The following is a 20,369-nucleotide window of genomic DNA, read 5'->3' as shown; positions in this document are numbered from 1 at the left end:
TGCAGCATCGCGCCGCCCGCTTCCAGCAGCAGCAGGAACAGCGCCGGATTGTCGATCGGCGAGATGAACGGCTGCGGCAGCCCCAGCGGCATGACCACGACGCCGAACAGCGGGACGGAGGGGTTGAGCTGGGTGATGAACCAGATCGCCATCAGGGCCAGGGCGTAGTCGGTAGGCTCGTTGGCGACGAAGTAGCGCTGCCGCCAGCGCCAGATATGGTGCCAGACACGGCGGAACAGCGGACTGACCGCCAGCGTGGCGCCGATGAAAGCTCCCGCCAAGTTGTAGAGCATGTCCAGATTGGAGGCGATGCGCTCGGGCAGGAACTCCTGGGTGAATTCGACCATGAAGCTGGTGAGCGCTGCGAACAACAAGGCGCAGGACCAGCCCAGCCAGCGCGGCCGCAACGATAGCGCAAGAGCGAAGCCGTAGGGCACGTAGACCAGCAGGTTGACCAGGTTGTCGAACAGGCGGAAGTAGTAAGGCAGCGGATAGAACAGGAACTCCAGCAGCGGACGGCCGCTGTAGCTCCATCCGGTGAACGGGTACAGGCTGGTGAACACGATCACGACGAACATCAGCAACGCCAGGTAGCGGGCGACATGTCCCCGCTGCGGCAAGGCATGGCGGATGGGATTCAACATGAGACTTCCCGTGCACTCAACTGGTTCGATTCCAACATAGTGGCATTATCGCTTGCCAGGGTTCCCACAGACAGTCTGGTTTCGGCCTGCTTCGTCGCCGGCAGGCTTCCCGCCTCTCCCGATCACCATCGACCCGTCTCGAAGAAGCGCCGGTAGCGCTCCAGCCAAGGCGCGATATCGAAACCGCCTGCGGCCAGCCAGTTACTGTCGTAATAGCTGTGTTGGTAGCGGTTGCCATCGTCGCAAATCAGCGTAACCACCGAGCCGCTCCGCCCTTCGGCCACCATCTGCGCGACCAGTTCGCACACACCGAAGAAATTGGTGCCGGTGGAGCCGCCGCAGCGTCGGCCCAGCACTTCTTCGAGAAAATGGATGGCGGCGTAGGTGGCGACGTTGGGCACGCGAATCATGCGGTCGATCACCGTCGGGATGAACGAGGGTTCCACGCGCGGACGGCCGATGCCTTCCACGCCGGAACCGCCCTCGCAGCGGCAGTCCGGGTTGCCGCTGACGTAGCTGTCGTAGAACACCGAGTTTTCCGGATCGACCACGCACAGCCGGGTCGGCTGCTTCTGGTAGCGCACGTAACGGCCGAAAGTGGCCGAGGTGCCGCCGGTACCGGCGCCGCAGACGATCCATTCCGGCACCGGATTGGGCTCCAGCGTCATCTGCTGGAAAATGGTCTCGGCGATATTGTTGTTGCTGCGCCAGTCGGTGGCGCGCTCGGCGTAGGTGAACTGGTCCATGTAATGGCCCTTGAGTTCCTGGGCCAGGCGGCGCGATTCGTCGTAGATGGTGGCCGGATCGTCCACCAGGTGGCAACTGCCGCCATAGAATTCGATGGCCCGGATTTTCTCGGCCGAGGTGCCCTTGGGCATTACCGCGATGAACGGCAGTCCCAGCAGGCGGGAAAAGTAGGCTTCGGAGACGGCAGTGCTGCCGCTCGACGCTTCGATGATCGGCGTTCCCTGGCGAATCCAGCCGTTGCAGAGGCCGTACAGGAACAAGGAGCGCGCCAGCCGGTGCTTGAGGCTGCCTGAGGGGTGGGTGGATTCGTCCTTGAAATAGAGCTGAATCTGCGGCAGGGCCGGGATGGCCAGGGGAATCAGGTGGGTATCGCTGGAGCGATGGAAGTCCGCCTCGATCTGACGGACGGCTTGGGCAACCCAGTTGGACATGGACGCATCTCGCAACGGCATAAAACGCTCATTTTACCGCTGCGCCAGCAAAAAAGGCGCACCGTGCGGCGCGCCCTGTTGTCTTCCGGCTGCCGCCGTAAAGATCAGAACTTGGTGCCGATACCGACGCCGAATACCCACGGGTTGATCTTCAGGGTGCCAAGGTTGGCGCCGTTCACATCCACGTCGGTCTTGATATAGATCTTCTTCACGTCCAGGTTGACGAACCAGTCCTTGTTGACGGCGATGTCGGTACCGACCTGCAGCGCGCCGCCCCAGCTGTTCTTGTCGACGTTGACCTGGCTCGAGCCCAGCTTCAGGTCGTTGTTGTAGAAACGGGTGTAGTTGATACCGGCGCCGACGTAGGGGCGGATCTGGCCTTCCGGATTGAAGTGGTATTGCAGCGTCACGGTCGGCGGCAGGTGGTTGATCTTGCCGAGCGAACCCAGATCGGAGGTCACTTCATGACGCGCAGTGGCCAGGATCAGCTCGGCGCCGATGTTGTTGGTGATCATGTAAGTGAAGTCCAGTTCCGGCACGGTCTGGTCGTCCACGTCGGCGTGCACGGCGGAGAGGGTCTTGTCAGTTTTGACATCCGGGGCGATGTTGATGACGCGGAAGCGCGCCAGGATGTCGCCCTGGGCGGCGAAGGCACTGGCCGACACCAGACCGGCAATCACGGCAATAGCAAGCTTTTTCATGGTTTTCTCCAAAGATGGTTGGTGGATTGCTGATCGCCCGACCTGCTGCCGTTGACTTTGCTGCGTGCCGGCAGTAGCGTGCGACGTCTTCGGAGGGAAGATTAACCACACTCGCTTCCCGGTTTTTTGAGCTAGATCATGGTCCTGTCATGAAATATGTCGATTTGCGCGATTTTATTGCCCAACTGGAACGCGAAGGGGAACTCAAGCACATCCGCGTGCCGGTCTCGACCCATCTGGAGATGACCGAGATCGGTGATCGCGTGCTCAAGGCCGGCGGCCCGGCGCTGCTGTTCGAGCAGCCGGTGCGCGACGGCCGTGGCTTCGATTTCCCGGTGCTGGCCAACTTGTTCGGTACGCCGCGCCGGGTGGCGATGGGGATGGGAGCACAGGACATCGGCGAGCTGCGCGAAATCGGCAAGACCCTCGCCTACCTCAAGGAACCGGAGCCGCCCAAGGGGCTGAAGGACGCCTGGGACAAGCTGCCCTTGCTGAAGCAGGTGCTCTCCATGGCCCCCAAGGAGGTGAGGAAGGCGCCGTGCCAGGAGGTGGTGATCGAAGGCTCCGATGTCGACCTCGAGCGCCTGCCGATCCAGCATTGCTGGCCGGGTGACGTGGCGCCCCTGATCACCTGGGGCCTGACCGTGACGCGCGGCCCCAACAAGAAGCGCCAGAACCTCGGCATCTACCGCCAGCAGGTTATCGGCCGGAACCGCGTCATCATGCGCTGGCTGGCGCACCGTGGCGGCGCGCTCGACTTCCGGGAGCACCGCGCCGCGCGTCCGGGCACGCCGTTCCCGGTATCGGTGGTGCTGGGCTGCGATCCGGCGACCATTCTCGGCGCGGTGACGCCGGTGCCGGACACGCTGTCCGAATACCAGTTCGCCGGCCTGTTGCGCGGCAGCAAGACCGAGCTGGTGAAGAGCATCGGCAACGACCTGCAGGTGCCGGCGAGTGCCGAGATCGTGCTCGAGGGCGTGCTGACTCCGTGCGAGGCCGGATTCGAAGGCGTCAGCGAGCATGGCGTGCCGCTCAAGGAGAAGGACGGCTACCTGCACGCGCTGGAGGGCCCGTACGGCGACCATACCGGCTATTACAACGAGCAGGACTGGTTCCCGGTGTTCACCGTGGAGCGCATCACCTCGCGGCCGGACCCGATCTACCACAGCACCTACACCGGCAAGCCGCCGGACGAGCCGGCCATCCTCGGCGTGGCGCTGAACGAGGTGTTCGTGCCCATCCTGCAGAAGCAGTTTCCGGAGATCGTCGACTTCTACCTGCCGCCCGAGGGGTGCTCGTACCGCATGGCGGTGGTGTCGATCAAGAAACAGTACCCGGGCCACGCCAAGCGCGTGATGATGGGCTGCTGGAGCTTCCTGCGCCAGTTCATGTACACCAAGTTCATCGTGGTGGTGGACGACGACGTCAACACGCGCGACTGGCAGGAGGTGATCTGGGCCATCACCACGCGCATGGACCCGGTGCGCGACACGGTGCTGATCGAGAACACGCCGATCGACTACCTCGACTTCGCCAGCCCGATCTCGGGCCTGGGCGGCAAGATGGGGCTCGACGCCACCAACAAGATGCCGGGCGAGACCCAGCGCGAGTGGGGTACGCCGATCGTGATGGACGCGGCGGTGAAACGGCGCGTCGATGAGCTGTGGGGCGAACTGGGACTGTAAGCCCGGCCAGCCTTATCTGTTACCATGCGCGGTTTTCCCTTCACAGGAGTCTAGACATGAGCGATGCACGCAACCCAAATTCCGCCCAGCGCCTGAAGCGCCTCAACAACCGTCAGCGCAAGAAGCAGCGCGTCGGCGAATACCGCGAGCTGGGTTTCCATCTGGTGGCCACCCTGGCCGAGGATCTCGGCAGCGAAGGCCAGGATGCCCTGCTCGATGCCTGGCTCACGCGCGTGGACGAGGCCGGCGTCAGCTTCGGCGGCCATTTCGACGGCCGCAGCAACCTGGAGGGTGTGGTGTTCCCGGTGGGCACGGTGAAGATCGGCGAGGAACTGCGTAACGAGCTGGCGGGCTGGCTGAAGGCACGCAGCGAAGTGAAGCAGTTGGAAGCGAGCGAGCTGATCGATCTGTGGCATGTTGCCTGATCGAACCTCTCTCCAACAAAGCCCGCTGACGCGGGCTTTGTTTTTGCGTCACCGTTACGGCGCCGGGTTGGGGTAGCGCTCGTGGATCGCCTCGATGCCGGCCAGCACCTCGTCGGCCAGGGTCAGCGTCACGCTGGCGACGTTCTCTTCCAGCTGCGCCAGCGCGGTGGTGGCGATCAGGTTGCTGGCGACGAAGGGGCGCGAGTTGACGTAGGCCAGCGCCATCTGGGCCGGGGACAGGGACGTCACCGGAGGCGAAACGCCAGCCGGACACCGAAACGGACACCCATCGCCTATCGCTTGACCTATGACAAACAGCAATCCGGCCAACGCGCCCTAGAATGGCCGATCCCCACCCTTGGGCCCTCGACCATGAAGCTCACCCTCACCTTGTGGCAGCGTCTGTTGGGGCTGCTCCCCGGCGAACTGACCGCCCATGAAACGGCATGGCTGATCAGCCCGCAGCAGCACATGCCGCTGATGGCGCAACGCCGCGCCGTGATCATCATCAATCGGGCACGTCTGTTCGCCATGCTGTTCGCCCTACTGACACCGCTGTGGATCGCGATCGACGTGGTCGCGCTGCCCATGGAGCTGGCGGCCCAGCTGGCCGGGATGCGCCTGATGGCCACCGCCGCCTTCGCCTGGCTGGTCTTCGGCCACCACAGCGACGGCACGCTGCGCCACGCCTACCGTGCGATGGCGACGTTGTTCGCCATCCCGACGCTGTTCTACATCGCCTCGCACCTGCTGCTGACGCGCTACCAACTGCAGGGGCTGTCGGCGGCGATCGGCACCGGCTACGCCTTCCTGCCGTTCGTGCTGCTGGCCGGCTTCGCCATCTTTCCGCTGACGCTGCTGGAAAGCGCCACCTTCGCCTCGCCGATCCTGATCGCCGACGGTCTGGCCTGGCTGCTGCGCTGGCAGGTGATCGACTGGCCGTCGTTCAGCGGCGCCTTCTGGCTGCTGACGCTGATCACCGGGGTGGCGACGCTGGCCTCGATGAGCCAGCTCGCCTTCATGATCGCGCTGGTCAACCAGGCGGTACGCGACCCGCTGACCGGCTGTTTCTCGCGCCGCAGCGCCGAGGAGATGCTCGACCTGCAGTTCACCCTGGCACGCCGTGCGCGCCGGCCCTTGTCGGTGGCCTTCATCGACCTCGACCACTTCAAGAGCATCAACGACCAGTACGGCCACGAGGCCGGCGACCACGCCTTGCAGCATCTGACGCGGGCTATCAACGACACGCTGCGCCACGGCGACATCCTGACGCGCTGGGGAGGCGAGGAGTTCCTGCTGCTGATGCCGGAAACCGACCGGTCACAGGCGTTGCAAGCGCTGGCGCGGCTGCGCCGGCATGGCCTGGGACTGCGCCCGGACGGCTCGCCGCTGACCGCCAGCATCGGGCTGGCCGAGAACCAGGCGGACCTGGCGGCGAGCTGGCAGCGCCTGGTGGAGATCGCCGACGCGCGCATGTACCGCGCCAAGCAGGAGGGGCGGGACCGTGTCGTCGCCGACGATGCCTGCGTGCCGGAGCCGGCCGAGGTGGCCGCGCGGATGGCGGCGCAACCGGCGTAGCAGACCGCCCGGGCCGAGGACGAGAAAGCTTGGCCGAAGCCGGTCAATGCCAGGCTTCGGTCATTGTCGTTATCCTGAAACGGGTCTCAACCCGGTAGCAGCGTCGCCAGCGTCGGCCCTTTCGCCAGCCACCAGCCCAGACCGGCCAGGTTGAGCCCCACCGTGAGCCAGTACACGCGGCGGAACGATGCCTTGCTGGACTTGTGACGGAAGGCACGCTGGGCGACCAGCGCGCCGGGCCAGCCGCCGAGCAGGGCCAGCCAGTGCAGCTGGATTTCCGGAGTACGCCACTGCCCACGCTGCGCCGCCGTCTTGTCGTGCCAGTACAGCAGGAAGCTCGCCAGACTGGCGCCGGCATACAGCGCCACTAGCCAGAACGGCAGCCGCCCGGCCAGAAGCGCCAGCCACAGCCCAAGGAAAAACAACAGCACCGCGGCCGTGGCGATGCCATCGGTGCGCCGCGCTGGCCGTCGACGGGCGTCATTGCCCATAGGCGTCGCCGGCGGAAGCGTACTCCACCAGCCAGTCTCGCGTGCGCGCGGCAGCCTGGAACTCGTGCACCGCTTGTTGCAGCAGCAGGAAGGCGGCGTCGGCGTCGTGGCGCGTGCAGGCGTCGCGCAGGCGCTGCAGCAGGCTGGCCAGCACCTCCTCGCCGAGGTGGTATTCCTGCGCGCGCAGGATGCGCGGGTGGTCGGTCGGCAGCACGTTGTCGCCGATCAGCAGCTCCTCGTACAGCTTCTCGCCGGGGCGCAGCCCGCTGAAGCGGATTTCGATATCGCCGCCGGGGTGGGCTTCGTCCTTCACTTCCAGCCCGGAGAGGTGGATCATACGCCGCGCTAGGTCGGCGATCTTGACCGGTTCGCCCATGTCGAGCACGAACACGTCGCCGCCTTCGCCCATGGCGCCGGCCTGGATCACCAGCTGCGCCGCCTCGGGGATGGTCATGAAGTAGCGCGTGATCTCGGGATGGGTAACGGTGACCGGGCCGCCATCGGCGATCTGCTTCTTGAACAGCGGCACCACCGAACCCGAGCTGCCCAGCACGTTGCCGAAGCGCACCATGACGAAGCGCGTGCCGCTGCCGCGCGCGTGGCGCGTCTGCAGGCAGAGTTCGGCCAGGCGCTTGGTGGCGCCCATGACGTTGGTCGGGCGCACCGCCTTGTCGGTGGAAATCAGCACGAAGGTGTCGACGCCGCCGTCCTCGGCCGCCTGGGCGCAGACGTCGGTGCCGAAGGCATTGTTGCGGATGCCGGCGAGCGGGTTGTGCTCGACCAGCGGCACGTGCTTGTAGGCGGCGGCGTGGAACACCGTCTGCACGCCGAAGCTGTCGATGATGCGGCGCAGCCGCTCGTAGTCGGTGACCGAGCCCAGCAGCGGCACGCATTCCAGCTGCGGCGCCAGGGTTTTGAGCTCTTGATCGATGGCGTAGAGCGCGTATTCGGACAGCTCGAACAGGACCAGCCGCGCCGGGTTCTGGCGTGCGATCTGGCGGCACAGCTCGGAGCCGATTGAGCCGCCGGCGCCGGTGACCATCACCACGCGGCCGTCGATGTTGCGCGCCAGGAGTTCGGGGCGCGGCGGCACCGGGTCGCGCCCGAGCAGGTCCTCGATGTCGACCCGCTTCAGTTCTTCCACCCGCACCTCGCCCGACACCAGCTCGGCCAGACCCGGCAGGCGCTTGATCGGCACGTGCAGCGATTCCAGCTTTTCCAGGATTTCGCGCTGGCGCGCGCGGCTGACCGAGGGCAGCGCGAGCAGGATGGCCTTGGCCTCGGTGTCGGCGAGCAGGGACGGCAGTTCGGCTGGAGCGTGTACCGCCAGACCGCGGAAGGTGTGGCGCCATAGCTGCGGGTTGTCGTCGACGAAGGCCATCGGCCGGTATTCGCGCCCGGCCTGAAGGGCCAGCATCAACTGGATGCCGGCACGGCCGGCGCCGTAGATGACGACGTGCTCGCGCGGGCTGTCCACCGCGTCGATGCGCCGCACCAGGCCGCGCAGCAGGAAGCGGCTGCCGCCGATGTAGGCCATGGCGAACACCCAGAAGATGATGACAGAAGAGCGCGGAAACGGCCCGATGCGCGCCATCACGATCACCGCCGCCAGCACCAGCACCGCCAGGCTGACGCCGTAGAACACGGTGTAGACGATCTTGTCGTCGAGGTACTTCAGGACGGCGCGGTAGAGCCCGAGCTTGATGAAGATCGGGATCACCCACAGCGGCGGCACCACGAAGATCCACAGATAGGGGGTGAGCTTGGGGTCCCACACCCCGCCCAGGCGCAGTACCACCGCGCTGTAGAGCGCCAGGGGCAGCAGCAGCGCGTCCATCAGCATCAGGAGCGCCATCTTGTGGTGGCGCGAGAAGGAAAGCAGCTTGTCGATCATGGTCAGCGCAGGACGATCTTCTTCAGGGTGGCGAGGATGATGCACACGTCGCCGGCCAGCGTGTGGCTTTGCGCGTAGCGCACGTAGTAATCGAGCTTCTGCGGCAGCACCTCGTCAAGGTAGGCCCGTTCCGGGTCGGCGGCGGCGCCGAGGATGTCGTTTTCGTCGATCATGCGGATCGACGCCCAGTCGGTGATGCCGGGGCGCACCGACAGCACCAGCGCCTTGATCTCGCGCGGATAGTGCGCGACGTAGCGCGGTACTTCGGGGCGCGGGCCGACCAGGCTCATGTCGCCCAGCAGCACGTCGATCAGTTGCGGCAGCTCGTCGAGCTTGGATTTGCGCAGAAAGGCGCCGGCGCGCGTGACGCGGTGATCCCTACCCACCGTGAGCTGGCCGTGGCGCTCGGCATCGACGCGCATGGTGCGGAACTTGTGGATGCGGAAAGGCTGGCCGAAGCGCCCCACCCGCTCCTGGCGGAAGAACACCGGGCCCTTGGAATCGAGCTTGATCCACAGCGCGATCGCCAGCAATAGCGGCGACAGCAATAACAAGCCGACGCCGGCGGCAATCAGATCGAACAGCCGCTTGGCCCCCATCGAACCGGGGCGGCCGGCGGCCGGCAGGACAGATCCGCTCATGCGCCGAGAATCTCCCTGACCGCCGCAATCACGCGCGTCTGGTCGGCATCTGTCATGCGGGTATAGAGCGGCAGCGTCACCTCGGCCTCGAAGGCGGCGTCGGCCACCGGGAAGTCGGCGTTCTTGAGCTGGTAGCCGTCGCGCCACACCGGCTGGCGGTGCAGCGGGATGAAGTGCACCGAGCAGCCGATGCCCTTCTCCGCCATGCGCACGATGAAGTCGTCGCGGTTCACGCCAGCATCAGGTTTGATCCGCACCGGGTAGAGGTGCCAGGCGTGCTGATCGGACGCCTGCGCCGGTCGCGACGGCAGGATCAGCGGCAAGCCGGCCAGTTCGGCATCGTAGCGCGCCGCCATCGCCTCGCGCTGCTGATGGAAACGGCCGATTTTCTTCAACTGGTGGATGCCGAGCGCGGCGGCGATGTCCGGCATGTTGTACTTGAAGCCGGGCGCGATCACCTCGTAGTACCAGGCCGGGGTCTTGGACACGTAGCGGTCGAAGGCATCGCGGCTGATGCCGTGCAGGCGCATCACCTTGCAGCGTGCGATCAGGTCCTTGTCCTTCGACACCACCATGCCGCCCTCGCCGGTGGTCATGGTCTTGTTGGCGTAGAAGCTGAACACCGTGGCGTCGGAGCCCAGCGTGCCGATCAACTGGCCCTTGTACGTCGTCGGCAGCGCGTGCGCGGCGTCCTCGATCACCTTGAGCTTGTGCTCGCGCGCGATGGCGAGGATGGCGTCCATGTCGCAGGCCAGCCCGGCGAAGTGCACCGGCATGATCGCCTTGGTCTTGGCGGTGATGGCGGTACGGATGGCGTCCGGGCGGATATTGAAGGTGACCGGGTCGACATCGACTACCACCGGGTGCGCGCCGAGGTAGCGCACCACCTCGGCGGTGGCGGTGAAGGTGTAGCTGGGCACGATCACTTCGTCGCCGGGACCGATGCCGACCGCCTCCAGCGCCAGGTGCAGGCCGGCAGTGGCGGAATTGACCGCGATCGCTTCGACCTCGCCGCCGAGGAATTGCGCGAAGTCGGCCTCGAACTGCTTGGTCTTGGGGCCGGTGGTGACCCAGCCGGAACGCAGCGCGTCGACCACTTCGTTGATTTCTTCTTCGCCGATGTCGGGCAGGGCGAAGGGGAGGAATTTTTCCGTCATGTCTCTAGCCTTGTTTCTCTCCGGCGGCCCGCCCCTCGCGGAGGCCGCCTGCTGTCATGTCTTGCGTCGGCGCCGTCACCGCGGCGTCGCGTAAATGTCGATCCGTTCCTTGCCGCGGCCGATGTTCTTGCGCGCGAGGCGCAGCACACCGACCTCGCCGGTACGCTTCAGATGGGTGCCGCCACACGGCACGCGGCCGAAGCCTTCGACCTCCCAGTAGCGGCGCTCGGCCACCTCGTCGGAAAACGCGCTGACGATGGGCGCATCGGCGTCGATCAGGGCCTGCGCCTCGCGCGTGAGCTCGGGCAACAGCGGCGTCAGCGGCTCGTGCCAGGCGAAATCGATGCGCGCCTTGTGTTCGCTGATGCGCGCACCGATCTTGCCGATGGCGGGCAGGTGCCGCTTCACCAGTTCCAGCACGATCTCGGCGGCGAAGTGCAGCCGCATCAGGGCGTAACGACGCGGCCAGTCGATCTCCACCGTTACCGTATCGCCCTCTTCCAGCACGTGTGCCGGCGGCAGGGTATAGACCAGGTCCCGGCCCTGCCAGCGCGCCGCCAGCACCCGATAGCCGCCGATGGTGCCGGTGTCGCTCTCCTGGCCGCCCGAATCGGCGAAGTACAGCGTCGACTCAAGCACCACGTCGAGCCCCTCGACGCGCGAGACGCGGGTGATCAGCGTCGTGCGGTAGGGATCCCGCCAGAACACCTTGTCAGTCATCGTCGCCTCCTTCCCGGCCGTGGTCCGGGCTGCTCGCGCCCGGCTCAGGCCGCCGCACGGGTGCGCGCGTTTCCGCCATGACCCGGCCATGCCGTCGAGCAAGCAGGGCGATGGGTTACGCTACGCGTCACCCATCCTACCCGACTACCGCTACCAACGTTCCGCCAGCCGCTTGCCCCAGCGCTGCGTCGGCAGCTCGACCCAGCGGTTGATCGCCACCGCCAGCCACCAGGTGGCGAACAGCGCCACCAGCACCAGCAGCCACCACGGCAAGCCCAACCGCGCCAGCGCCGTCATCAACACGTAGCCGGCGATCGAGTGGCACACGTACCAGGCATAGCTGACCGCGCCGACGCGCGCCAGCAGCCGGCTCCGCCACCATGCCGGCCACAACACTCCGAGCGCGAACAGGACGACGCCGACGCCGTAGCTCAGGTAGAGCGCGAGCGAGGGCCAGCCGGTGAACCAGACGAACAGCGCCAGCATCACGCCGACGGCAAGCACGGTCTCGCGGCGCGTGGCCTGCCCGGTGAGCCAGAAATAGCACCAGCTGCCCGCGAACATCAGCGGAAAGTAGCACACCACCGGAGCCAGATAATACTGCGCGGCGGGCCATGCCGTCCCCCATGCCGGCCCCCGGCACAGCAGCGCCACCACAAGCAGCAGCAGCCCGATCGCCGCCTTGAGGCGGCGGCGCGTCAGCGCGAACGCCGCGCCCAGGAGCGCGTAGAACCACAGCTCGACCTTGAGCGTCCACATCACCGGGTCGATGTTGCGCCCGCCCAGCATGTCCTGGAAGGCGATGCTGAGGTGGCCCGCCACGTCGCGCACGCTCACCGCGAATGGCGTGCCGCCCAGCCGGCTCGCCAGCCACAGCGCCAGCACGGTGACGGCGAGCCCGGCCCAGTAGGTCGGGTAGATGCGCGTCAGCCGTGTCACGGCGAAGCGCATCGCGCCCTGCCGGCCCAGCGACAACGGGATCAGCAACCCCGAGATCAACAGGAACAGCCCGACGCCGACCGCACCCAGGTTGACCGGCAGCGCCAGCGAGGCGCCGGGATAGCCTCCGAGCGGCGCGAGGTAGAGGATCTGGCCGACGCGCTCGCGGCTGAACCAGAAGATCTGGGTGTAATGGAACAGCACCACGCACAGCATCGCCAGCCCTCTCAGGCCGTCGGCGAAATCGAAGCGGATGTGCGGCTGGCTCATGGCGGACCTCAGCGGCAGGCGGCGAGGAAACGCCGCGCCAGCACGGCGTAATCGTGATGGGCCAGCACGTGCGCCCGGCCCGCCTCGCCCATGCGCTCGCGCTCGGCCGACGGCAGCGTCATCATGCGCCGCACCGCTTCGGCGATGGCCGCCGGGTCTTCGGCGCCGACGCTGAGCCCGGCACCGGCCTCACGCACCAGATCGTTGCCGGCCTCGACCGAGTGGATCACCGGCTTGCCGGCCATCAGGTAGTCGAACAGCTTGTTGGGGTTGATGCCGAAGCGGTAGATCGGCAGCTTGCGCCAGCCGATGAACAGCGCATCGCAATGGGCCAAAAAGGCCGGCACTGCGCGCTTCGGAATCGCCGGCAGGAAGCTGACGTTGGCCAGCCCCAACTCGGCCGCCCGGGCCTGCAGAGCCGCCTTGTCCGGGCCGTCGCCGACCAGCACGAAGCTGACCTTGTCCTGTTGCAGCAATGACGCCGCCTCGAGCAGGAAATCGAGCGCGTTGGCCAGGCCGTGGCCGCCGGCGTAGCCGACCACGAAGCGGTCTTGGGCTTTGAGATCGGCCAGCGCCTGGACATGCTCGGCCGGCAGCGGGGCGGCCTCACCCTGCCACTCGGCGACATCGACACCGTTGGGCACCACCGCGTACTTGGCCGGGTCCATGCCATGCTCGACCATGTACTCCCTGGCGCACGGCAGCATCGAGACCACGGTGTCGGCCTTCTGGTAGCCGAAGTCCTCGGCCCATTGCAGCAGGCGGATGAAGGGATGCTTGGGCGACATGCCGCCGACCTCGACCGGGGTCAGCGGCCACAGATCGTGCACCTCGTACGCCAGGCGCGCGCCGGTCTTGTGGGCGATCCACGCTGCCGGCACGGTGTCGAGCGGGTAGGTCGACGAGGCGATGACGATGTCCGGCTTCCAGTCCTTCAGATAACGCTTGCTCAGGCCCATCAACCGGCCCAGGAAACGGAAGATGTTGATCACGCGCTTGAGGCTGTTGCCCTGGTAAGGCGGGGTCTTGCACCAGGTGTAGCGGATGCCGTCGATATCCTCGTCGCGGTAGTTCTCGGCCAGGGTCGGATTGTGCTGGCGCAAGTGCGAATAATCCGCCGCGACCAGGTTGACCTCGTGCCCGGCGCGGACCCATTCGCGCGCCAGATAGTAGGGGCGGAATTCCATGCCGTGCTTCGGGCTGCCGGCGTAGTGGTTGATGTAGAGAATGCGCACGGTCGGTTTCAGTCAGTTGGATGTTGGCGACGGAAGGCACGCTCCATGGCGTTCCAGTCCATGCTGGTGAACACCACGCCGGCCACACCCCAACTCACCAGGTTGAACAGCACGTCGGCCGGCGTCGGCAGCGTGCCGTGGCCCAGCATCAGCATGGTCAGGCTGAACAGGGCCAGCGGCAGGCCGCGCCAGACCAGGCCCTGACGGATGGCGAAGCCCCACTTGCCACGGACACGTTCGTGCCGCCAGCCGGCGAAATCGTCAGCCATCCAGGCGGCGAGCTTGTGGCGGAACAGCCACATCGGCGCAATCAGCATCAGCATCGCCGCCAGACAGTAGGCCACCCACAGCAGCGGGCGGAAGGCGTGCTGCTGCAATCCGTAGAGCAGGCTGCCCAAGGGCAGGCCGAACAGCAGCAGGGTCGGCACTAGGCCCAGGGCGTGCAGCCGGTCCAGCAACTGGCGATAGCGCTTCATGCCCGCCCCCCAGCCAGTTCGCGATAGAGCGCCACCAGCTTGTCGCCCTCCGCCGCCCAGCTGTAGCGCGCCAGCACCGCCGCCTTGCCGGCCTCGCCCATGGCGCGGGCGCGCTCGTCGTTGGACAGCAGCGCGGTGATGGCCGTGGCGATGGCGGCCGGGTCGGCCGGATCGACCAGCAGGCCGCAGCCGGCGCCGTCGACGATGTCGCGCCAGAGCGGGAAGTCGCTGGCGATCACCGGCAGGCCGGCAGCCATGTACTCGAACAGCTTGATCGGCAACGACTCGACGTAGCTCGGCGTCGGCAACAGCGTCACCAGGCCGATCTTGCTCGCCGCCAGCACCTCGGCCACGCCGGCGCGGTCGAGCACGCCCAGGTCGTTGACCCGTGCCCAGCCCGGCTGCTGTTGCAATTCGGCCTTGAGCTCGGGTTCGCTCCACAGCCCGGCCAGGTTGAGGCGGGTGGCGGTGGAGGGCAGCGCGGCGACGATAGGCGCGATGCCGCGCGTGCGGCTGATGCCGCCCAGGTAGCACACCTCGTTGCGGCGCGCCTCCCACGGGGTGTTGCGCACCAGCTCTTCCAGGATCGGGTAGTTGCAGACGTCGATGGCGCGCGCGCCGAGCGCGGCGAAGCGGCGGCGGATCACCGGCGTGGCGGCGACGATGGCGTCGAAGCGGCGCGCGGCGTAGTGCTCCAGCACCTCCACTCCCTTCGACACCAAGGGCCGCGCCGCGCCGGGAATCCAGTGCTTGGCCAGCACCTGGCGCGGCACGTCCTCGTGCACGTCGTACACCACCTTGATGCCGGCGCGGTGCAGCTTGAGCGCGGCCGGGATCAGTTCGGGGTCGTGGAAGTGCGCCACCTCGGGCCGGAGCGCCAGCGCGGCGCGGTAGATGCGCTCGACGGTGCCGGTCATGCGCGAGAGGCGCCCGCCGGTTTTCGGGCCGACGTCGTGGATGCGCACGCCGTCGCGGATTTCCTCGCCCTGGCCGTCGGCCACGATCAGCGTGACGTCGTGGCCGGCGCGCGCCAGCGTGGCGCACTCCTTGACGAAGATGCGGATGTCGTAGCGCGGGTGGGCGCTGGTGAGATGGCAGACTCTCATCGGGTTCCCAGCAAATCGTGATAGATCGCCGCAAAGCGGCGCATGTTTTCCTGATGCAGGCCCTTGGCGGCGATCAGGCGACGGTTGAGCACGGCCGCCTCCGCCAGCGCGGCGTCGTCGCCGGCGCGGCGCAGCGTGGCCTTCAGGGCGTCGCCCAGGCGCGCGATATCCTCGGCGATGACGCCGTTGACGCCGTCGAGCACCCATTCCAGGTTGGCCGGCAGGTTGGAGAGCAGCGGCAGGCAGCCGTGGCCCATCGCCTCGAGCAGGCTGATGCTGGTGGCGTCCGATTCCGGCACGCTGACGAACACGCGTGCCTCGCGGTAGAGCCCGGCCAGCACCGGCGCCGGCACGAAGCCGGTGAAGCGGACGCGGCGCAGGCCGAGGCGGTCGGCCAAGGCTTTCAGGCCGTCGCTCTCCTCGCCGCTGGCGGCGACGGTCAGCGTCCAGTCGGCGAACACCGGGTCGGCCTCGACCTCGGCCCAGCCCTGGAGGATGGCGTCCACGCGATAGAGCTTCTTGTGCAGCCGGCACGACAACACGTTTTTCGGCTTCGCTGCCAGATCGGGCGCCTCCGGCAGCGCGTCCATGCCGAAGTTCAGCACGTCGAGCCGCTTGACCCGCGCCAGCGTGCGGATCACCGCCGCCATGTGCAGCGAGTCGGAGGTCACCGCATCCGCCGCCGCCAGGTTGGCCGCCACCATCTGCCGCATCAGCCGGTTCTGGCGCGGCAACAACAGCACGTCCGAGCCCCAGGTGGTCAGCACCGAGGGAATGTCTTTGCCGGCCAGCGCGCGGCGCGCGTGCCAGGCCACGCTGTTGGCCTGATGCACGTGCACGAGGTCGGGCCGCAGCTCGTCGATCAGCGCGGCGATACGCCGCGCGGTGGCCAGCGCCTTGAGGCTGAAGTCCACACTCAGCACCCGGCCCAGGTTGGCCGGGCGGTAGCACTCCGGCAGCTCTCCGCTGGTGACGAGGTGTACCTCGCTCACGTGCGGGGCGATGCCGGCCAGGTAGCGGAAGGTGTGCACCGAGGCCGAGCCGATCAAGAGCAGCTTCATGCGGCGGTTTCCTTCAAGTAAGCAGTGAGCGCCGCCGTCAACCGTGCCAAGCGGGCGTCGAGCCGGGCATCGCAGGCGACGGCGACGTTCATCGGCAGGTTCAGCACCGTGGCGGCCAGACGCTCGCCCTCGGGCGCGCTGCCTATGACGTAGCCGTGGCGGAACGAACCAGCCGGATGGATCACGTCGTCGAACCACACGCCGACGGCGAGACCCGAGGCCGCACTCAGCCGCCGCGCCAGCGCCGCCTTGTCGGCCACCGGCTGCGGCAAGGCGAACGGATAGCGCACCCAGTGCGTGCCGGCCGCCCCCGGCCACTGCCGGATGCCCGGCACGGCGGACAGCGCGGCGCGGTAGCGTTCCGCCAGGCGCTGCTTGTGGCGCAGCACGGCCGGCAGCGCCGCCAACTGCGGCAGCAGCAAGGCCGCGGCCAGCGTGGGCAGCGCGCGCGGCGGGTGCGCCACGCCGCCGGCCACCTCGGCGTCGGACGAGCGGTAGATCAGCCCGACCCGGCGCGCCAGCGCCAGCCAGACGCGCCCGGCCTGGGCGCAGCGCGCTGCCAAGAGGTGGCCGGTGAGCGTCGCCAGCAGGCGCAGTTGGTCGAGCACGCCGACCTCGGCCGACGGTTCGTCCACCGCCAGCCCCTCCGGCAACAGTACGAAGCCGCCGATGCCGCCGCTCAGGTTCTTGGAGTATTCGAAGCTGAAGAAGGCGCCGTCGTGGTAGGTGCCGAGCCATTGCCCGTCGTGTTGCGAGGCGAAACCGTGCGCGGCGTCGTCGAGAAAGACCACCTGCGGGTGGCGCGCACGCAAGGCATCCGGCACGCGGCAGGCTGGGCCGAAATTGTGCGGAATGATCACCGCACGCGTGGCCGGCACCGCGCGCGTGGCCGGGCCGATGGCGGCGTCGAGCAGGTTCCAGTCGAAGCCCAGCGTGTCGGCCGACACATCGAGCCAGCGCACCGAGGCGCCCAGCGCCGGAATCTGGTTCGGCACCACCACGCAGGTATAGGCCGGCACGATCACCTCGTCGCCCGCTCCGACGCCGTGCGCGCGCAGCAGCAGCGTCAGCGCGGTGCGGCCGGTGTCGGTCAGCACGATGCGCCGCGCATCGACGCCGAACAGCCGCGCCAGCGCGTCGCGCAAACGCCGGCGCAGCGCGGCGCGGCCGGCAACCAGACGCGGCAAGGCAGATAACAGCATGGGAAAAGTCAGGGAATTGGCGGTCAGCACAACTGGCGCACCTTCCTCGCCGGCGACCCGGCGTAGAGCCAACCGGACTCGAGCCGGCCCTTGGCCACCGAGCCCGCCGCCAGCACCACGTTGTCGCCGATCTCGCAGCCGGGCAGCACGATGCAGCCGGCGCCGATGAACACGTTGTCGCCGACGCGGATGTCGCCGTCGACGTGGCACTCGGTGAACGGCGTGACCGGGACGTCGGCCGGAATGCCGTTGGAGTGGCAGAAGAACAGGCTGCGCGGCCCGACCGCGACGTTGTGGCCGAAGCTCAGCTGGCGGTCGCCGACCAGCAGGTAGAAGTACGGCGCCAGGTGGCTGTCCGCCCCCAGCGTCAAACGGCCGCGCGAGCCGATCAGCGCATCGCCGCGCCAGTACAGCAAGGCGTTCTCGCCCAGCGTCAGCGCCTGCCAGCGCGTCACCCGCGTGCTCGGATGCACGCGCGCACGCGGCCCCAGCCGTGCCCCGCGCAGCAGCGGCCACAGTCGGTACAGACGCAACACGAGTCGTTCAAGCACCTTGAGTCTCCAGACGGCGCAACAGCTGGAAAATCCACGCCACGTAGGCCGCGAAATACAGCGTCATCACGCCGGACATCACCTTGAACGCCAGCAGGGCATCGCGGCTGGTGACGAACACCGCGGCGAACACCGCCATGTTCACCGCCACGCCAACCAGCACGAACAGGAACGAGGCGCGCTGGCGGCCGATCACCATCGGCACCATGAAGCACGGCCCGGCCACGAAAGCCGCCGCGAGATAAGGCACCAGCGTGGCGGCGATCACCCCGGCCTCGCGCCAGCCCGCCCCGAACACCCAGCCGAACAAGGGCTCGCCGGCCACCAGCAACAGGCCGAACGGCAGCAGCGCGGCGGCGGCCAACACCGCCAGCGCGCGCGCCAGCAGCGGCATCATGGCGCGGCCGTGGGCGTGCGCCTCGGCCAGGTCGCGGAAGATCACCTGCGACACAGCCTGTCCCAGCAGCGCCGCCGGCAGCTTCAGCACGCGCAGCACCAGGGCGTACTGGCCGACCACGGCGTGTCCGGCCAGCGACGCCAGCAAGGCCAGCATCAGCGAATCCTGGAACGCCACCACGAAGGCATGCGGCGTGTTGACCTTGGGGAATTCGGCGTAACAGCGCGCCACCGTGGCGAGCTCGGCGCGGCGGTGGCCGCGCAGCCACGCCAGCCGCGCAGCGAGATCGGCACGCGCCTGGGCCCACAGCGCCAGCGCCTGGCCGGCCAGCGAACCGGCGATCAGCCCGGCGAAGCCCCAGCCGGCCCAGCCGGTCCCGACTTGCGCCAGCGTCACGCCGAGCGATTGCGCCACCCGCCCTTGGGCGTTGGCGGCGTAGCGGCGCTGGCGGTTGTTCCAGCTGGTCCAGGCCTGCAGGCTGCCCGCCAGCCACACCCCGGCCGGCAACACCAACAGCCACGGCGCCAGCGCCGGCGCGCCGAGCGTGGCGGCGATCCAACCGTACGCCGGCAGCAGCAGCGCGGTGAGCACGGTGAACAGCGCCAGGTTGATCGCCAGTGCCAGCGTCATCAGCCGCTCGGCGTCGCGCTCCTCCTTGGGCAGCACGATGGCCATGTCGTAGCGCGCGGTGGCGATCACCGCCAGGTTGGACAGCCAGGCGGAAAACACCGCCAGCAGGCCAAAGTCGTCCGGGGAGTAAAGCCGCGTCAACAGCGGCGCGAACAGCAGCGGCAGCAGCTGCGCCAGCGCCGCGCCGCCGGTCAGCGTCGCCACGTTGCGGGCAAAACCGCCCGCTGCCAGCCGTTGCACGGCGGTTTTCAGCACTTAGCCCAGCGCCTTCCTGACGGCGGCGACGACGGCGTCCTGCGTGGCTTCGTCGAGGAACGGATGCATCGGCAGGCTCAGCACGCGCTGCCCGGCCGCTTCGGCCAACGGAAAGCTGCCCACGCCCTGACCGAGCTGGGCGAACGCCGGCTGCAGGTGCAGCGGAATCGGGTAATGCACCGCGGTCGGCACGCCCAGCTCCTTGAGCCGCGCCGCCACGGCGTCGCGTTCGTCCACCTCGATGGTGTACTGGGCGTGCACACTGCTGCAGCCCTCGGCCAGGCGCGGCACGCGCGCCACGTCGGCGAGCAGCGCCGAATAGCGCGCGCCAATGCGTTCGCGCGCGGCGACCTCGTCGGCGAAGCTCGGCAGCTTGGCCAGCAGCACCGCGGCCTGGATCGTATCGAGCCGGCCATTGAGGCCGATGACGGGATGGTGATAGCGGCGGTCCTGGCCGTGCACGCGAATCTCGCGCATTGCCTTGGCCAGCGCGTCGTCGTCGGTGAAGCAGGCGCCGCCGTCGCCGTAGCAGCCCAAGGGCTTGGACGGGAAGAAGCTGGTGCAGCCGATGGTCGACAAGGCACCCGACTTCTTGCCCTTGTAGCTCGCGCCGAAGCTCTGCGCGCCGTCCTCGATCACCGGGAGATTATGTTTGGCGGCGATGGCATTGATGGCGTCGAAGTCGGCGCACTGGCCGTACAGGCTCACCGGCATGATGGCGCGCGTCTTCGGCGTGATCGCCGCCTCGATCCTGGCCGGATCGAGGTTGTAGCTGTCCGGGTCGATGTCGACGAACACCGGCTTGGCGCCCAACAGCGCGATCATCTCGCCGGTGGCGATGAAGGTGAACGGCGTGGTGATCACCTCGTCGCCGGGCTGAATGCCCAGCGCCATCAGCGCGATCAAGAGCGCGGTGGTGCCGTCGGCTACGCCGACGCAATGCTTGACACCGACGTAGGCCGCGAGCTCGCGCTCCAGCTCGGCCACCTCCGGCCCCATGATGTACTGGCCGTGGTCGAGCACGGCGTGGATGCGCGCGTCGATGTCGGCCTTGAGGTGCTGGTATTGCGCTTTCAGGTCAATGAACGGAATGCTCATGCGGAATCGTTCCTGCCGCCCCGGCCAAGCATGGC

The 20,369-nt window shown here is 67.7% G+C and carries 21 protein-coding genes (1 of these 21 only partly in view); 3 read left to right on the top strand and 18 right to left on the bottom strand.

Features of this window, described 5'->3' with window-relative positions; genetic code table 11:
- The 3 genes from PSEMAI1_RS0102125 to PSEMAI1_RS0102115 all read right to left on the bottom strand — a co-directional run.
- Positions 1–644, bottom strand: partial view of a VanZ family protein gene (locus tag PSEMAI1_RS0102125; protein ID WP_024301277.1) — the 5' portion only. Its footprint begins 466 nt before the window's first position; only the first 644 of its 1,110 coding nucleotides appear in the window; the start codon lies at positions 642–644; its stop codon lies beyond the left edge, outside the window.
- 122 nt (positions 645–766) lie between these two features.
- Positions 767–1,822 carry a PLP-dependent cysteine synthase family protein gene (locus PSEMAI1_RS0102120; protein WP_024301276.1) on the bottom strand — a complete coding sequence of 352 codons (1,056 nt, stop codon included), beginning with the start codon at positions 1,820–1,822 and terminating at the stop codon, positions 767–769.
- Between the two features lie 104 nt (positions 1,823–1,926).
- The gene (locus PSEMAI1_RS0102115; protein WP_024301275.1) at positions 1,927–2,523 is read right to left on the bottom strand and encodes an OmpW family protein; all 597 of its coding nucleotides are present in this window, start codon (positions 2,521–2,523) and stop codon (positions 1,927–1,929) included.
- Between the two features lie 149 nt (positions 2,524–2,672).
- Here PSEMAI1_RS0102115 and PSEMAI1_RS0102110 point away from each other — a divergent pair, with 149 nt between their 5' ends.
- Positions 2,673–4,208 (top strand): UbiD family decarboxylase, encoded by a 1,536-nt coding sequence (locus PSEMAI1_RS0102110; RefSeq protein ID WP_024301274.1) that lies wholly within the window; start codon positions 2,673–2,675, stop codon positions 4,206–4,208.
- Between the two features lie 56 nt (positions 4,209–4,264).
- Positions 4,265–4,633 carry a YggL family protein gene (locus PSEMAI1_RS0102105; RefSeq protein WP_024301273.1) on the top strand — a complete coding sequence of 123 codons (369 nt, stop codon included), beginning with the start codon at positions 4,265–4,267 and terminating at the stop codon, positions 4,631–4,633.
- Positions 4,634–4,687: 54 nt separating this feature from the next.
- Here PSEMAI1_RS0102105 and PSEMAI1_RS21065 read toward each other — a convergent pair whose 3' ends face one another.
- On the bottom strand, positions 4,688–4,882 hold the full coding sequence (locus PSEMAI1_RS21065) for an aldo/keto reductase (protein ID WP_232219817.1): 195 nt from the start codon (positions 4,880–4,882) through the stop codon (positions 4,688–4,690).
- Positions 4,883–5,005: 123 nt separating this feature from the next.
- Between PSEMAI1_RS21065 and PSEMAI1_RS0102095 the strand changes: the two genes are divergently transcribed.
- On the top strand, positions 5,006–6,211 hold the full coding sequence (locus PSEMAI1_RS0102095; RefSeq protein ID WP_024301272.1) for a diguanylate cyclase: 1,206 nt from the start codon (positions 5,006–5,008) through the stop codon (positions 6,209–6,211).
- An 86-nt stretch (positions 6,212–6,297) separates the two neighbouring features.
- Here the strand turns inward: PSEMAI1_RS0102095 and PSEMAI1_RS20410 are convergent, their stop codons facing one another.
- From PSEMAI1_RS20410 to PSEMAI1_RS0102025, 14 genes are all read right to left on the bottom strand, one after another.
- A complete protein-coding gene (locus tag PSEMAI1_RS20410) occupies positions 6,298–6,702 on the bottom strand; it encodes a DUF1294 domain-containing protein (RefSeq protein WP_024301271.1) in 405 nt (134 codons plus the stop codon).
- Positions 6,692–8,596 (bottom strand): nucleoside-diphosphate sugar epimerase/dehydratase, encoded by a 1,905-nt coding sequence (locus tag PSEMAI1_RS0102085; RefSeq protein WP_024301270.1) that lies wholly within the window; start codon positions 8,594–8,596, stop codon positions 6,692–6,694. Before PSEMAI1_RS0102085 ends, PSEMAI1_RS20410 begins: the two co-directional genes overlap by 11 nt.
- 2 nt (positions 8,597–8,598) lie before the next feature.
- Positions 8,599–9,237 carry a sugar transferase gene (locus PSEMAI1_RS0102080; RefSeq protein ID WP_036986166.1) on the bottom strand — a complete coding sequence of 213 codons (639 nt, stop codon included), beginning with the start codon at positions 9,235–9,237 and terminating at the stop codon, positions 8,599–8,601.
- Complete coding sequence (locus PSEMAI1_RS0102075) at positions 9,234–10,394, bottom strand: DegT/DnrJ/EryC1/StrS aminotransferase family protein (protein WP_024301268.1); 1,161 nt, start codon at positions 10,392–10,394, stop codon at positions 9,234–9,236. Before PSEMAI1_RS0102075 ends, PSEMAI1_RS0102080 begins: the two co-directional genes overlap by 4 nt.
- 75 nt (positions 10,395–10,469) lie before the next feature.
- Positions 10,470–11,114 (bottom strand): alanyl-tRNA editing protein, encoded by a 645-nt coding sequence (locus PSEMAI1_RS0102070; protein ID WP_024301267.1) that lies wholly within the window; start codon positions 11,112–11,114, stop codon positions 10,470–10,472.
- Positions 11,115–11,264: 150 nt separating this feature from the next.
- Positions 11,265–12,323: an acyltransferase gene (locus PSEMAI1_RS0102065; protein ID WP_024301266.1), complete on the bottom strand. Its 1,059-nt coding sequence runs from the start codon at positions 12,321–12,323 to the stop codon at positions 11,265–11,267.
- Positions 12,324–12,331: 8 nt separating this feature from the next.
- Positions 12,332–13,558: a glycosyltransferase family 4 protein gene (locus tag PSEMAI1_RS0102060; RefSeq protein ID WP_024301265.1), complete on the bottom strand. Its 1,227-nt coding sequence runs from the start codon at positions 13,556–13,558 to the stop codon at positions 12,332–12,334.
- An 8-nt stretch (positions 13,559–13,566) separates the two neighbouring features.
- A complete protein-coding gene (locus tag PSEMAI1_RS0102055; protein WP_024301264.1) occupies positions 13,567–14,034 on the bottom strand; it encodes a hypothetical protein in 468 nt (155 codons plus the stop codon).
- On the bottom strand, positions 14,031–15,140 hold the full coding sequence (locus tag PSEMAI1_RS0102050) for a glycosyltransferase family 4 protein (RefSeq protein ID WP_024301263.1): 1,110 nt from the start codon (positions 15,138–15,140) through the stop codon (positions 14,031–14,033). Before PSEMAI1_RS0102050 ends, PSEMAI1_RS0102055 begins: the two co-directional genes overlap by 4 nt.
- Entirely contained in the window at positions 15,137–16,201 is a 1,065-nt protein-coding gene (locus PSEMAI1_RS0102045) for a glycosyltransferase (protein ID WP_024301262.1), read from the bottom strand. The genes PSEMAI1_RS0102050 and PSEMAI1_RS0102045 overlap by 4 nt, the downstream gene beginning before the upstream one ends.
- Positions 16,198–17,403: a DegT/DnrJ/EryC1/StrS family aminotransferase gene (locus PSEMAI1_RS0102040; RefSeq protein WP_232219816.1), complete on the bottom strand. Its 1,206-nt coding sequence runs from the start codon at positions 17,401–17,403 to the stop codon at positions 16,198–16,200. The genes PSEMAI1_RS0102045 and PSEMAI1_RS0102040 overlap by 4 nt, the downstream gene beginning before the upstream one ends.
- A gap of 23 nt (positions 17,404–17,426) precedes the next feature.
- Positions 17,427–17,954, bottom strand: a complete 528-nt coding sequence (locus tag PSEMAI1_RS0102035) for a DapH/DapD/GlmU-related protein (RefSeq protein WP_024301260.1) — start codon at positions 17,952–17,954, stop codon at positions 17,427–17,429.
- Positions 17,947–19,236 carry a lipopolysaccharide biosynthesis protein gene (locus tag PSEMAI1_RS0102030; protein WP_024301259.1) on the bottom strand — a complete coding sequence of 430 codons (1,290 nt, stop codon included), beginning with the start codon at positions 19,234–19,236 and terminating at the stop codon, positions 17,947–17,949. Before PSEMAI1_RS0102030 ends, PSEMAI1_RS0102035 begins: the two co-directional genes overlap by 8 nt.
- Positions 19,237–20,334 carry a DegT/DnrJ/EryC1/StrS aminotransferase family protein gene (locus PSEMAI1_RS0102025; RefSeq protein WP_024301258.1) on the bottom strand — a complete coding sequence of 366 codons (1,098 nt, stop codon included), beginning with the start codon at positions 20,332–20,334 and terminating at the stop codon, positions 19,237–19,239.
- Positions 20,335–20,369 lie beyond the last annotated feature (35 nt).

This window comes from Pseudogulbenkiania sp. MAI-1 (assembly GCF_000527175.1).
Classification (GTDB): Bacteria; Pseudomonadota; Gammaproteobacteria; order Burkholderiales; family Chromobacteriaceae; genus Pseudogulbenkiania.
Note: the sequence above shows the minus strand (reverse complement) of the source record. Positions and strands in the feature narration are given on the sequence as shown.

Excerpts from the sequence above, each read along its gene's own strand:
- PSEMAI1_RS0102120 (WP_024301276.1), bottom strand. The coding sequence starts at position 1,822 with ATGTCCAACTGGGTTGCCCAAGCCGTCCGTCAGATCGAGGCGGACTTC.
- PSEMAI1_RS0102115 (WP_024301275.1), bottom strand. The coding sequence starts at position 2,523 with ATGAAAAAGCTTGCTATTGCCGTGATTGCCGGTCTGGTGTCGGCCAGT.
- PSEMAI1_RS0102110 (WP_024301274.1), top strand. The coding sequence starts at position 2,673 with ATGAAATATGTCGATTTGCGCGATTTTATTGCCCAACTGGAACGCGAA.
- PSEMAI1_RS0102105 (WP_024301273.1), top strand. The coding sequence starts at position 4,265 with ATGAGCGATGCACGCAACCCAAATTCCGCCCAGCGCCTGAAGCGCCTC.
- PSEMAI1_RS0102095 (WP_024301272.1), top strand. The coding sequence starts at position 5,006 with ATGAAGCTCACCCTCACCTTGTGGCAGCGTCTGTTGGGGCTGCTCCCC.
- PSEMAI1_RS20410 (WP_024301271.1), bottom strand. The coding sequence starts at position 6,702 with ATGGGCAATGACGCCCGTCGACGGCCAGCGCGGCGCACCGATGGCATC.
- PSEMAI1_RS0102085 (WP_024301270.1), bottom strand. The coding sequence starts at position 8,596 with ATGATCGACAAGCTGCTTTCCTTCTCGCGCCACCACAAGATGGCGCTC.
- PSEMAI1_RS0102080 (WP_036986166.1), bottom strand. The coding sequence starts at position 9,237 with ATGAGCGGATCTGTCCTGCCGGCCGCCGGCCGCCCCGGTTCGATGGGG.
- PSEMAI1_RS0102075 (WP_024301268.1), bottom strand. The coding sequence starts at position 10,394 with ATGACGGAAAAATTCCTCCCCTTCGCCCTGCCCGACATCGGCGAAGAA.
- PSEMAI1_RS0102070 (WP_024301267.1), bottom strand. The coding sequence starts at position 11,114 with ATGACTGACAAGGTGTTCTGGCGGGATCCCTACCGCACGACGCTGATC.
- PSEMAI1_RS0102065 (WP_024301266.1), bottom strand. The coding sequence starts at position 12,323 with ATGAGCCAGCCGCACATCCGCTTCGATTTCGCCGACGGCCTGAGAGGG.
- PSEMAI1_RS0102055 (WP_024301264.1), bottom strand. The coding sequence starts at position 14,034 with ATGAAGCGCTATCGCCAGTTGCTGGACCGGCTGCACGCCCTGGGCCTA.
- PSEMAI1_RS0102050 (WP_024301263.1), bottom strand. The coding sequence starts at position 15,140 with ATGAGAGTCTGCCATCTCACCAGCGCCCACCCGCGCTACGACATCCGC.
- PSEMAI1_RS0102045 (WP_024301262.1), bottom strand. The coding sequence starts at position 16,201 with ATGAAGCTGCTCTTGATCGGCTCGGCCTCGGTGCACACCTTCCGCTAC.
- PSEMAI1_RS0102040 (WP_232219816.1), bottom strand. The coding sequence starts at position 17,403 with ATGCTGTTATCTGCCTTGCCGCGTCTGGTTGCCGGCCGCGCCGCGCTG.
- PSEMAI1_RS0102025 (WP_024301258.1), bottom strand. The coding sequence starts at position 20,334 with ATGAGCATTCCGTTCATTGACCTGAAAGCGCAATACCAGCACCTCAAG.